This window comes from Streptomyces sp. NBC_00513 (assembly GCF_041431415.1).
GTDB lineage: Bacteria > Actinomycetota > Actinomycetes > Streptomycetales > Streptomycetaceae > Streptomyces.
In genome coordinates, this window is record NZ_CP107845.1 from 3,418,265 (window position 1) to 3,430,709 (window position 12,445).

Here is a 12,445-nt window from a genome sequence, read left to right on the forward strand (position 1 = left end):
GATGTCGGACGACACGGCCCCCTGGCTGATCGTCGGTCTCGGGAACCCCGGGGCGGAGTACGCGGGCAACCGTCACAACATCGGGTTCATGGTCGTGGACCTGCTGGCGGAGCGGATGCGCGGCAAGTTCAAGGCGCACAAGGCGCGCGCGCAGGTGGTCGAGGGCCGCATCGGCCCGCCCGGCCCGGCGAACCGTCGGGTGGTGCTGGCCAAGCCGATGTCGTTCATGAACCTGTCGGGCGGGCCGGTGACGGCGCTGCGCGACTTCTACAAGGTTCCGTTGGGCCGGATCGTCGCGGTCCACGACGAGTTGGACATCGACTACCCGACGCTGCGGCTGAAGCTGGGCGGCGGGGACAACGGCCACAACGGTCTGAAGTCGATGACGAAGGCGATGGGCCCGGACTACCACCGGGTCCGCTGCGGCATCGGTCGGCCCCCGGGCCGGATGCAGGTGGCGGACTTCGTGCTGAAGGACTTCTCGTCCACGGAGCGCAAGGAACTGGACTGGTTCGTCGACCGGTCGGCGGACGCGGTGGAGTGCCTGATCCAGGAGGGTCTGGAGCGCGCGCAGTCCACCTACAACTCCTGACGCGGACCCCGTACGAAGGAAGCCCCCGCCGATCCGGCGGGGGCTTCCTTCGTGTGCGGGGTGCGTCAGCCGGTGTTGCGCAGACCGGCGGCGACTCCGTTGACGGTGAGCAGCAGGGCCCGGGCGAGGAGCGGGTCGGCTTCCTCGCCGCGCTCGGCCGCGGCGCGCTGGCGGGCGAGCAGCGAGACCTGGAGGTAGGAGATCGGGTCCAGGTAGGCGTCGCGGACGGCGAAGGTCTGCTGGAGCACCGGGTGGGAGTCCAGCAGCTTGTGACCGCCGGTGATGCGCAGGACCTCGCGGACGGTCAGCTCGTGTTCGGCCTCGATGCGGGCGAAGACGTGCTTCAGCTCGTCGGGGACGAGGGTGTCCACGTAGTGCCGGGCAATCCGCAGGTCGGTCTTGGCCAGGGTCATCTCGACGTTGGACAGGAAGTTGCGGAAGAAGTGCCACCGCTCTCCCATCTCGCTGAGGACCATGTCCTGGCCGGCCTCGCGGAGGGCCTTGAGACCCGAGCCGACTCCGTACCAGCCGGGCACGATCTGGCGGGACTGCGTCCAGCCGAACACCCACGGGATGGCGCGCAGGCCGTCGAGGCCGGCTCCGGAGTCGGGGCGGCGGGAGGGCCGGGACCCGAGGTGGAGGTCGGCGAGCTGGTCGACGGGGGTCGCGGCGAAGAAGTACGCCGGCAGGTCGGGGTCCTCGACGAGCGCGCGGTAGGCGTCGTGCGCGGCGTCGGAGACGGTGTCCATGGCCGCGTCCCAGCGGGCGAGGTCGTCGTCGGACTGGCGCGGGGCGGTGTGCAGGGCGGAGGCCTGCAGGGTGGCCGCGACGGTCAGTTCGAGGTTCTCGCGGGCCAGGGACGGGACGAGGTACTTGTCGGAGATGACCTCGCCCTGCTCGGTGACCTTGATCTCGCCTTCGAGGGTGCCCCAGGGCTGGGCGAGGATCGCGTCGTGGGAGGGGCCGCCGCCGCGGCCGACGGTGCCGCCGCGGCCGTGGAACAGGCGCAGCCGGACCCCGTAGCGGTGGGCGACGTCGCGCAGCCGGCGCTGGGCGCGGTGGATCTCCCACTGGCTGGTGGTGATGCCGCCGAACTTGCTGGAGTCGGAGTAGCCGAGCATGACCTCCTGCACGTCGCCGCGCAGGGAGACGAGGCGCCGGTAGGAGGGGTCGGCGAGCATGGCGTCGAGGATGACGTCGGCGGCCTTGAGCTCGTCGGTGGTCTCCAGGAGCGGCACGATGCCGATCTTGGCCCAGCCGGCGTGGAGGTCGATGAGGCCCGCCTCGCGGGCGAGGACGGCGGCGGCGAAGACGTCGTCGGCGCCCTGGCACATCGAGATGATGTACGACTCGATGACCTCGGGGCCGAACTTCTCGAAGGCGTCCTTGATGGCGCCGAAGACGCCGAGGGTCTTCTGCCCGGCGGCGTCGAGGGGCGCGGGCGTGGGCGCGAGGGGCCGGCGGGAGCGGAGCTCCTTCGCGAGGAGCTTGCCGCGGTAGTCGCGGGGCATGTCGGCGTAGCGCCAGGACTCCTCGCCGAGCCGGTCGAAGAGCTGGCCGAGCGCGTGGTGGTGCGCGTCGGCGTGCTCGCGCACGTCCATGGTCGCGAGCTGGAGCCCGAAGGCGGCCAGGGTGCGGATGGTGCGGTCCATGCGGCCGTCGGCGAACAGGGCGCCGCGGTGTTCGCGCAGGGACGTCTGGATGAGGGTGAGGTCCGTGAGGAGCTCGGCGGTGCCGAGGTAGTCGCGTCCCTCTTCGTGGCCGGTGCCCTTGGCGAGGCGCTCGCGGGTGTTGACGAGCTTCTGCCGGATGCAGGTGGCCTTGAGGCGGTAGGGCTCCTCGGCGTTCAGCCGCTTGTAGCGGGGGCTGATCTCGGGGAGTCGTTCCAGGTCCGCCTGGAGGGATTCGAGGAGTTCCTCGGTGGCCCCGGTGTAGCGGATGGAGTTGGACAGGAGCCCGCGCAGGAAGTCGACGAGTTCGAGGGCGTCGGTGATGCCGTGCTCGTGCTGGAGGATCAGCACGTCCCGGGTGACGTCGGGGGTGACGTTCGGGTTGCCGTCGCGGTCGCCGCCGATCCAGGTGCCGAAGGTGAGCGGGCGGGTGCCGGCCGGGATCTCGACGCCGACGCGCTGGAGCTCGGCGGCGAGGTCCTCGAGGACGTCGCCGACGGCGCCGGCGTGCAGCTCGTCGAGGTAGTAGATGGCGTTGCGGGCCTCGTCGGCGGGCTCGGGACGCACGACGCGCAGCTCGTCGGTCTGCCAGACGAGGTCGATGTTCTCGGCGAGGCGCAGGTCGTGGCGGCGGCGGTCGCCCGCGCCGGTGACGGGCTCCTCCAGGAGCGCGGCGATGCGGCGCAGCTTGTTGAGGACGCTGCGGCGGGCCGCCTCGGTGGGGTGCGCGGTGAAGACGGGGCGGACGTTGAGGTTCTTGACCGTCTCGCGCAGGTGCTCGGGGTCGGCGTCCTTGAGCATGTCGGCGGTGCGGGCGAGGAGCCCGCCCTCGGCGGCACGGTGGGCGCGCAGTTCCTTGCCGCGGTGCACCTGCTCGGTGACGTTGGCGAGGTGGAAGTACGTGGAGAAGGCGCGCACCAGCTTGGCGGCGGTCTCCAGGTCGGTGTCCCCGAGCAGCTCGGCGGCGGCTTCGCCGTCGGTGCGGGTGAGCGCGCGGACGCGTTCGACGAGGTCGAGGAGGTCTTGGCCCTCTTGGCGTACGAGGGTCTCCCCGAGGAGGTCTCCGAGGCGGCGGATGTCCGCGCGCAGCTCGGCGTTCGCGGTTTCGGCCCGGTCGGTGTCGGCCTGGGTGACGGGGGCCTGGGGGGCCTGGTCAGCACTGCTCACAGGTGCGGCTCCTTGCAGTGTTCGAGCGCTACTGGGCGGTGGGCTCCCGGCCGTGCGCCGCGGCGCCTCCCCGGATCTCGTCCGGGGGTGTCCCCGCTGGTGCGCAGCTCGGGCTGCCCGTGCGGACCGCGCTGTCCGACGTGACCAGGATAGGTGTCCCGTGCCGGTGCCCCGGCAGAGCCGTGCGTACCGGTCGGTAGCGGCGGTTTGTCCGACTCGACCGTCGACCCGTGGTCCTCTTGCCCCGCACGGGACCTTTGCCATACTTACGATGCCGTAACTTACGGGTCCGTAGGGTGCCGCGTAAGGGCACCTGCCGTCTCCCTCACCCCCCAGGGGATCACTGTGACCATCAGTCCCGATCTGATCGAGGACGCGTCCGCGCCCTCAGATACGCCCGAACCGTCGGCGACGCTCGGCGGCGAGAACAAGCGGTCCGTCGAGCAGATCGCCCTGCTGCTGTTCATCACCGTCCCCTTCGTGGCCCTGCTGGCGGCGATTCCGCTGGCCTGGGGCTGGGGGGTGAGCCTGCTGGACGTCGGCCTGATGGTGTTCATGTACTTCCTGGCCTGCCACGGCATCACCATCGGGTTCCACCGCTACTTCACGCACGGTTCCTTCAAGGCGAAGCGGCCGCTGCGAATCGCGCTGGCGATCATGGGCTCGATGGCGGTGGAGGGTCCGCTGGTGCGCTGGGTGGCCGACCACCGCAAGCACCACAAGTTCTCCGACCACGAGGGCGACCCGCATTCGCCGTGGCGGTTCGGGGAGACGCTGCCGGCGCTGATGAAGGGCCTGTGGTGGGCGCACATCGGCTGGCTCTTCGACGAGGAGCAGACCGACCAGCAGAAGTACGCGCCCGACCTGATCCAGGATCCGGCGATCCGGCGGATCTCGCGCGACTTCATCTTCTGGACCATGTTCTCGCTGGCGCTGCCGCCGCTGGTCGGCGGTCTGGTGACGATGTCCTGGTGGGGCGCGTTCACGGCGTTCTTCTGGGGCTCGCTGGTGCGCGTGGCGCTGCTGCACCACGTGACGTGGTCGATCAACTCGATCTGCCACGCGGTGGGCAAGCGTCCGTTCAAGTCGCGGGACCGCAGTGGCAACGTGTGGTGGCTGGCGGTGCTCTCGTGCGGCGAGTCCTGGCACAACCTGCACCACGCCGATCCGACCTCGGCCCGGCACGGTGTGCTGCGCGGCCAGGTGGACTCCAGCGCCCGGCTGATCCGCTGGTTCGAGCAGTTGGGCTGGGCCTCTGACGTGCGGTGGCCGTCCGAGGCGCGCATCGACGCCCGGCGCAAGGAAAAGTCCTCGAACGCGGCATGATGGGGGACGTGGCGATCGACGGCAGCAGTTCCAGCAGCGACAAGCCCCGGCGCGGCCGCCGGGTCCGGATGACGGGCGCCGAACGGCGTCAGCAACTGCTGGACATCGGCCGCACCCTGTTCGCCGAGAAGGGCTTCGAGGGCACGTCGGTGGAGGAGATCGCGGCGAAGGCCGGGGTGTCCAAGCCGGTGGTGTACGAGCACTTCGGCGGCAAGGAGGGCCTGTACGCGGTCGTCGTGGACCGGGAGATGCGCCAGTTGCTGGACGGGGTGACGGGCGCGTTGACCGCCGGGCATCCGCGGGAGCTGCTGGAGCAGGCGGCGTTCGCGCTGCTGGACTACATCGAGAACTACACGGACGGTTTCCGGATCCTGGTCCGGGACTCGCCGGTGGCGCAGTCGACGGGCACGTTCGCGTCGCTGATCAGCGACATCGCCACGCAGGTGGAGGACATCCTCGGGTTGGAGTTCAAGGCCCGGGGCTTCGATCCGAAGCTGGCGCCGCTGTACGCGCAGGCCCTGGTGGGCATGGTGGCGCTGACCGGGCAGTGGTGGTTGGAGACGCGTCAGCCGAAGAAGGCCGAGGTCGCGGCGCACCTGGTGAACCTGTCCTGGCACGGACTGGAGAACCTGGAGGCGAAGCCCCGACTGGTGGGCCATCGCAAGAGCTGATCGCACCCGCCGCGCGGCGGGTGGTGCCCGGGCCTCGGGGCCCGGGCACCGTGCGTTCTGAACGTGATCAAAACAGGGCCGCAAATGGCTACTGCCGTGCGCTTCCCGGCTGTACTGTTCGGTTACTTCCCGGGGGGGAATGAGACCTCACGTGCGATGCGGCGCGCTTCAGCGCGCCTCCGCGCGGGTACATTCGACCCGGTTTCGCCTGCTTTTTTACAGGGAGACCTCTTGTCTTTCATGCGCTTCTCGCGCTCCGGTCGCCTCGCGGCCTGCACCGCCACCGCCCTCGCCACGGGCATGCTGATGGCCTCCGCGGCCTCGGCGACCGGGCTGCCGAAGCCCGTCACCCCGACCCCGAAGGTCACCGCCGACGAGCGCGTCCCCGGACACCTGCCGACGGGCAAGGCGAAGTCCGCCACGCAGCAGAAGCAGCGCCTCGCCGCCGGCGCGAACGCCGCCGCCGGCTCCGCGTGGAACCTGTTCGACGTGGACGGCGACGGCGCCGACGACCTCCTCTACCGCGGACTGAGCGGCGCGTCCTACCTCAAGGCCTCGGCGTCCAAAGAGGCGGACACCGCGTTCGACGTCTCGAAGACGGACTCCGCCGAGGACTTCAAGGACGTCATCCCGGTCGGCGACCTCGACCACAACGGCCGGCCCGAGCTGCTGCGCCTGACGGTCACCGGCCGTCTCTCCCTCACCGAGGCGTACTCCACCACGGGCACCGGCGGTGCCATGTGGAGCGGTGGCGGCTGGAACATCTACAACAAGGTGTTCGGCGCCGGCGACCTGACGGGAGACGGCAACGCCGACCTGCTGGCCCGCACCAAGGACGGCCAGCTGTACCTCTACCCGGGCACGGGCAAGGCCGGCTACGACACCCCCTTCGGCAACCGGGTCCTGCTCGGCGCCGGCTGGGGCGCCTTCTCCCAGCTCATCGGCGGTGCGGACTACAACGGCGACGGCAAGACCGACGTCGTGGCCACCACGGCGGCCGGCGTCATGTACTTCTACAAGGGCACCGGCTCCGCCGCGGCGCCCTTCGGCGACAGCGTGCAGACCGGGACCGGTTGGAACGGTTTCAACCAGATCGTCCCGATCAACGACACCAACGGCCGCGCCCTGGTGCTGGCCCGCGCGGTGAACGGCCAGACCTACCTGTACACCGCCGACGCGAACGGTGCGCTCGGCAACCGCCGCGAGTTCGGCCCGGGCTGGCAGAGCATCGACCTGATCGCCGGCCAGGGCGGCATCCCCGCGCACGGCAAGTCCGTGCTGTGGGGCCGCACCGCCGGTGGCACGCTGTTCGGCTACGGCGCCCGCGGCGACGGTACGTTCGGGGATCGCAAGCAGATCTCCGACGACAACGGCTGGGCGGTGGCCGACTACGGCATCACCCTGGCCTCCTCGCTGACCACCGCGTCCGCCGCGGACATGCTGTGGCGCGACGGCGGCGACATGTACGACGGCGGCACCTTCCTCGGCGGCGGCTGGGACATCTACAACGCTTTCGCGGGCGTCGGTGACCTCACCGGCGACGGTTACGGCGACCTCCTCGCGCGGGACAAGTCCAACGTCCTGTGGCTCTACCCGGGCAAGGGCGGCAACGGCCAGGGCTTCGCGAACCGCGTGAAGCTCGGCGCCGGCTGGGGCATCTACAACAAGCTGATCGGCGCCGGCGACGTGACCGGCGACGGGCGCGCGGACCTGCTGGCCCGCGGCACCGACGGCGCCCTGTGGGCCTACCCGGGCACCGGCAACACCGCCGCCCCCTTCGGCGACCGCGTCAAGATCGGCGACAGCGGCTGGAACGGTCTCGGCAAGCTCACCGCGGTCGGCGACGTCAACGGTGACGGCCGCACGGACCTGGTGGGCGTGGACTCCGCCGGTGTCGCCTACCTCTACTCGGCGAGCGGTGAGAAGGGTCTGAACACCTTCAAGGGCCGCACCAGCCTCGGTGGCGGCTGGAACACGTACGCGGAAATCCTCTGATCTCCGCGCCGACCCGACACGACGGCGCCCCGCCACCGGTCTCCGGTGGCGGGGCGCCGTCGTGTCGGGTCGGCGCGCGGTCAGCCCGCGGCCTCCAGGCAGGGTTCCGGGTGGTGCGGTTCCAGGAATTCGAGCCGATTGCCGACGGGGTCGGTCGAGAAGAAGCGGCGGTACCCGGGCAGGTCGTCGTCCCAGACGACCTCGGCCCCGTGCTCGCGCAGGCGGCGCGCGTACGCCTCGATGTCGGTGACCCGCAGTCCCGGGTGGGCCTTGCGCGCGGGCCGGAAGTCCTCCTCGACACCCAGGTGCAGTTGTACGGCGCCGGCGGCGAACCAGCAGCCGCCCCGGCCGGCGAGGACGGGCGGTTTGGGCAGCTCGGACATGCCGAGGGCGTCGGAGTAGTACGCCCGGAGCAGGTCTTCGGCGCCGGGTGGTACGGCGAGTTGGACGTGGTCGACGGCGGTGAGCACGGTCAGGCCTCCTTGCGGGCGACGGCGAAGATGCGGCGGAACGGGAAGACGGTGCCGCGCGGGCCGGGCGGGTAGGCCTCGCGCAGCGCCTCGCGGTATTCGTCGAGGAACAGGTCCACGGCGGCCCGGTCGTCGCCGAGCCGGGTGAGCACCGGGCGCAGGGCGGTGCCCTTGACCCAGTCGAGCACCGGATCGGTCCCGGTCAGCAGCTGATGGTAGGTGGTCTCCCAGACGTCGACGGTGCAGCCGAGTTCGATCAATCGGGCGAGATATTCGGCGGGGTCCAGCACATGGACGTAGCGCGCGCCGTGGCCGGCGAGGCGGTCGCGCCAGCGCGGGGTGTCGCAGAGTTCGGCGAGGAGGCGGTGGCTGGGGGCCGTGAAGTTGCCGGGGACCTGGAAGGCGAGGGTGCCACCGGGCCGCAGTCCGTTGATCCAGGGACCGAAGGAGCCCGGGTGGCCGGGCACCCACTGGAGGGCGGCGTTGGAGACGATCAGGTCGTACGTCTCCTCGGGGAGCCAGTGCGCGAGGTCGCCGTGGCGGAAGTCGAGCCGGCCGCCGCCGATGGTGGGACCGGCGTACTCCTCGCCGGCGCGGCGGAGCATCTCCGGGGAGAGGTCGAAGCCGGTGATGTGGGCTTCGGGCCAGCGTTCGGCGAGCAGTGCGGTGACGTTGCCGGGGCCGCAGCCCAGGTCGGCGATCCGGGCCGGGCGGGCGGGGAGCTCGGGTATGCGGTTCAGCAGGTCCAGGAAGGGTTGGGCGCGGTGCCCGGCGTGGCGCAGGTACTGCCGGGGGTCCCAGGTCGGTGCGGAGGAGGGGGCGGGGGCGGGGGTCCGGGCCGGCGCGGTGTCGGAATGCATGTGCGAGCCTCCTTGCTGGTGGGGCGATCGGAAGCGGAAGGGTTCCGGCCCCTCCCTTCCCATCGTCACCCCATTTATATCTTGACGTCAAGAGACATGGTCGCAAGATATCCAGGCTTGAGATTCTCGAACTGAAGAGACTTCACGTCGACAGACCCCTTACACTGATCGACATGGAGGACGAGGTCGATCGACTGGTCGCGGCATGGCGGCGAGAGCGCCCTGACCTCGACGTGGAACCGCTTGAGGTCCTGAGTCGCGTGAGCAGGCTCGCGCGTCACCTCGATCGCGCCCGCAGGCTCGCCTTCTCCGAGCACGGCCTGGAGCCGTGGGAGTTCGACGTACTGACCTCGTTGCGGCGCGCCGGCGCGCCCTACCAGCTCTCCCCCGGCCAGCTCCTGACGCAGACCCTCGTCACCTCGGGCACCATGACCAACCGCATCGACCGGCTCGCCAAGAAGGGCCTCGTCGAGCGACTGCCCGACCCCAACGACCGGCGCGGCGTCCTGGTCCGGCTCACCGCCGAGGGACGTGACCGCGCGGACCAGTCGCTCGCCGGACTGCTGGCCCAGGAGCGGGCGATCCTCGCCCAGCTCTCCCAGGGCCAGCGCGGTGACCTCGCCGGACTGCTACGCCGGCTGACCGCTCCGTTCGACAACATCCCCGGCTAGTTCGGCCGGTCGCACGCCGGCCCGCCGGGCCAGGGCCACCGCCGCCAGCGTGGAGTGCACCCCCAGCTTGCCCAGCACGTTCTGCATGTGGGTGCGGACGGTGTGCGGGGACAGGAACAGCCGCGCGGCCACGTCCTTGCGGCCCAGCCCCGCGACCATGCAGCGCAGCACCTCGTGCTCGCGCGGTGTGAGGGACTCCACCAGGCGTTCGCTGTCGGTGCGGTGCTTGCGCGCCGCCGTCAGCTCACGGAGCACTCCGGTGAGCAGCGCCGGCGGCAGGTGCGTCTCCTCGCGGAGCACCCCTCGGATCACGGCCAGCAGCCGCGACAGCGAACAGTCCTTCGCCACCCAGCCGGAGGCCCCGGCCTGGAGCGCCAGCGCGGCCCGGCGGGGGTCGTCGCGTTCGGCGAGGACCACCGTGCGCACCCCCGGATGGGCCACCCGGACGTTCGCGACCAGCGCGATGCCGTCCGCGCCGGGCCCGGGCGCGGGCGGACCGGAGCCCGGTACGCGCTGCGTGGGCACGGCTCCGACGGCGGCGCCGAGGTCGGCGTCCACCAGCAGGACGTCGAAGCGACGGCCCTCGGCCGCCGCGCGTTCGAGGCAGCGCGAGGCGGCCGGACCGCTGCCCGCCGCGGACACGTCCACGTCGGGCTCGGCCGCGAGCGCGGCTGCGAGAGATTCGGCGAAGATGCGGTGATCGTCGACCACGAGAACCCGGATACGAACCACAAAACCCCCAAGGGTCGGGGAACGGACGACGGCGGGTACGGCGCCCGGACCGGGTGATCCGCAGTCGCCGCGGCCGCCGCCGAGACATCTCTGCACTACCCAGACCGGACGTCGTACCCGACTTGTCTCGACCCCTGAATCAACACCGGCCCCCACCGGCGTCACGCTCAGCGTAGGGCCGGCACGGTCTCGCGGTTGGCCGAATAGCAGAAGTTTTTCGAGCGATTTTCCGGCGGGCTCGTCCAGAACAGCCCCTGCCGTGGCTTGTTTTCTACCATCGGGTCGGTTCGGAATCGGCTTTCCACGCGGGCTCGTGCCACGGGCAGTTGCACGGGGTGCGTTTCACCCGGCTCGCGCACGCCGGGCGCCCGCGCGGAGCGCCCGTACACGGCGCCCGCCCGCACACGCGCACGCCCCCCGCACCGTTGAGGCGCGAGGGGCGTGGACCACGCGGACGGGCGGAAGCGGCGCCGGTGCCGGTCGTCGGTGCCGGCCGCCGGTCAGGCGCTCCGCTCGCGGGCGAAGTTCCAGGCGTCCGTGACGATGTTGGTGAGGTCCGAACGGGTCGGGGTCCAGCCCAGCCGCTCGCGGGCCGTGCGCGCCGAGGCCACCAGGACCGCCGGGTCCCCCGGGCGGCGCGGGGCGACGACCGCGGGGATCTCGCGGCCGGTGACCCGGCGGACGGTGTCGACGACCTCGCGGACGGAGAACCCCGTGCCGTTGCCGAGGTTGCAGATCAGGTGCTCGCCCTCGGTGGCGACGCGCAGCGCCGCGAGGTGGGCGTCCGCCAGGTCCGCGACGTGGATGTAGTCGCGCACACAGGTGCCGTCGGGGGTCGGGTAGTCCTCGCCGTACACCGCGATCGACTCGCGTTCGCCGAGGGCGACCTGGAGGACCAGCGGGATCAGGTGGGTCTCGGGGTCGTGGCGCTCGCCGAGCCCCCGGTAGGCGCCCGCCACGTTGAAGTAGCGCAGCGAGACCGCGGCGAGGCCGTGGGCGACGCACTCCCCCGCGATCATGTGGTCGACGGCCAGCTTCGAGGCGCCGTACGGATTGCTCGGGGCCGTCACCGAGGCCTCGGTCAGCGGGCCGTCGACCGGCTCGCCGTAGGTGGCGGCGGTGGAGGAGAAGACCAGCCTGCGCACGCCGGCGTCGCGCATCGCGGTCATCAGGGCGAGGGTGCCGCCCACGTTGTTGTCCCAGTACTTGCCGGGGTCGGCGACGGATTCCCCGACCTGTGAGGAGGCCGCGAAGTGCAGGACGGCGTCGAAGGACGGGTCCAGGTACTCGGCGGCGTCCTGGATCCGCCCGTTGATCAGGGTGGCGCCCGCCGGGACGCCCTCTCCGAAGCCGGTGGACAGGTTGTCGAGGATCGTGACCTCGTGGCCCGCCTCCAGCAGGTGGGCGGCCACGACGCTGCCCACGTATCCGGCTCCACCCGTGACCAGGTACTTGCTCACTCGTCTGCCGCCTCTCGCCGGGAACGCACGCGGGAACACGTGCTGTCCCCGGCTTACCCGATCCGCGCGCTCCGGGGAAATCCCCGGCCCGTCCCTCAACCGCGTTCGGAGGGCGGGTGGATGGATCGCGCCGGTGGGATCGCCCGGTCCAACAGGCCGGTACGGGCGGCCAGCGCGGCGGCCTCCAACCGGGAGCCCACGCCCAGTTTCATCAGCACCCGCTGCACGTGCGTGCGGGCGGTGCTCGGCGCGATGGCCATGCCCGCCGCGATGAGCCGGGTGTCTTCGCCCTCCGCGACCCGGACGAGCACCTCGATCTCGCGGGGGGTGAGCAGGCGCAGCAACCGGCTTCCCTCGTCGTCGGGTTGGGCGGCGGGATTGAGCAACTCCCCGAACGCGCCCTGGAGCAGCTGCGGGGAGATCGCGACCTCCCCCGCCCGCGCCTTGGCGAGGGCCCGTTCCACGCCCTCGATGCGCTCGTCGTGGCGTACGTACCCACAGGCGCCGGCGGCGAAGGCGGCGGCGATCCCCCGCGGGCTCGGCACCGGTCCGAGGACCACCACCGCGATCTGGGGGCGCTCCCGCTTGATGCGGACGACGGGCTCGAAGACCCCGGGCTCGGCGGGGGTCGCGGTGCCGAAGAGACAGACCTCCGGGGACCGGTTGATGACCAGTTCGGCCGCGCCGACGGCCGGCGCGGCCGCGGCGAGCACCCGGTGGCCGCGCAGTTTCAGGGCCGAGGCGAGCGCCTCGGCCAGCAGGCGGTGCTCGTCGACCACCATGACCCGTACGCCCATGAGGGCACCCTCCCCCGCTCCTTCTGCCCCGGCA

At 71.6% G+C, this 12,445-nt stretch carries 11 protein-coding genes; 5 read left to right on the forward strand and 6 right to left on the reverse strand.

Going from position 1 to position 12,445, the window contains the following annotated elements; genetic code table 11:
- Window position 1: 1 nt before the first annotated feature.
- Complete coding sequence (gene pth / locus OHA84_RS15800) at window positions 2-592, forward strand: aminoacyl-tRNA hydrolase (RefSeq protein WP_266971142.1); 591 nt, start codon at window positions 2-4, stop codon at window positions 590-592.
- A 65-nt stretch (window positions 593-657) separates the two neighbouring features.
- Here pth and ppc read toward each other — a convergent pair whose 3' ends face one another.
- Window positions 658-3,351: a phosphoenolpyruvate carboxylase gene (ppc, locus tag OHA84_RS15805; RefSeq protein WP_053679736.1), complete on the reverse strand. Its 2,694-nt coding sequence runs from the start codon at window positions 3,349-3,351 to the stop codon at window positions 658-660.
- A gap of 423 nt (window positions 3,352-3,774) precedes the next feature.
- Here ppc and OHA84_RS15810 point away from each other — a divergent pair, with 423 nt between their 5' ends.
- From OHA84_RS15810 to OHA84_RS15820, 3 genes are all read left to right on the forward strand, one after another.
- Window positions 3,775-4,755 (forward strand): fatty acid desaturase, encoded by a 981-nt coding sequence (locus OHA84_RS15810; RefSeq protein WP_053679489.1) that lies wholly within the window; start codon window positions 3,775-3,777, stop codon window positions 4,753-4,755.
- Entirely contained in the window at window positions 4,752-5,426 is a 675-nt protein-coding gene (locus OHA84_RS15815) for a TetR/AcrR family transcriptional regulator (RefSeq protein ID WP_053679491.1), read from the forward strand. Before OHA84_RS15810 ends, OHA84_RS15815 begins: the two co-directional genes overlap by 4 nt.
- A gap of 240 nt (window positions 5,427-5,666) precedes the next feature.
- Window positions 5,667-7,421, forward strand: a complete 1,755-nt coding sequence (locus tag OHA84_RS15820; RefSeq protein WP_266974071.1) for a VCBS repeat-containing protein — start codon at window positions 5,667-5,669, stop codon at window positions 7,419-7,421.
- Window positions 7,422-7,501: 80 nt separating this feature from the next.
- On the opposite strand, the gene OHA84_RS15825 is transcribed toward OHA84_RS15820, so the two are convergent.
- Complete coding sequence (locus OHA84_RS15825; RefSeq protein WP_053679495.1) at window positions 7,502-7,891, reverse strand: VOC family protein; 390 nt, start codon at window positions 7,889-7,891, stop codon at window positions 7,502-7,504.
- A 2-nt stretch (window positions 7,892-7,893) separates the two neighbouring features.
- Window positions 7,894-8,751: a trans-aconitate 2-methyltransferase gene (locus tag OHA84_RS15830; RefSeq protein WP_053679497.1), complete on the reverse strand. Its 858-nt coding sequence runs from the start codon at window positions 8,749-8,751 to the stop codon at window positions 7,894-7,896.
- Between the two features lie 173 nt (window positions 8,752-8,924).
- On the opposite strand from OHA84_RS15830, the gene OHA84_RS15835 reads away from it, so the two are divergent.
- A complete protein-coding gene (locus OHA84_RS15835) occupies window positions 8,925-9,422 on the forward strand; it encodes a MarR family winged helix-turn-helix transcriptional regulator (protein WP_053679498.1) in 498 nt (165 codons plus the stop codon).
- On the opposite strand, the gene OHA84_RS15840 is transcribed toward OHA84_RS15835, so the two are convergent.
- The 3 genes from OHA84_RS15840 to OHA84_RS15850 form a co-directional block, all read right to left on the reverse strand.
- Complete coding sequence (locus tag OHA84_RS15840) at window positions 9,381-10,154, reverse strand: response regulator transcription factor (protein ID WP_053679501.1); 774 nt, start codon at window positions 10,152-10,154, stop codon at window positions 9,381-9,383. The genes OHA84_RS15835 and OHA84_RS15840 overlap by 42 nt on opposite strands.
- Before the next feature lie 500 nt (window positions 10,155-10,654).
- A complete protein-coding gene (galE, locus tag OHA84_RS15845) occupies window positions 10,655-11,614 on the reverse strand; it encodes a UDP-glucose 4-epimerase GalE (protein ID WP_266947687.1) in 960 nt (319 codons plus the stop codon).
- Window positions 11,615-11,709: 95 nt separating this feature from the next.
- On the reverse strand, window positions 11,710-12,411 hold the full coding sequence (locus OHA84_RS15850) for a LuxR C-terminal-related transcriptional regulator (RefSeq protein WP_053679505.1): 702 nt from the start codon (window positions 12,409-12,411) through the stop codon (window positions 11,710-11,712).
- Between the last annotated feature and the right edge of the window lie 34 nt (window positions 12,412-12,445).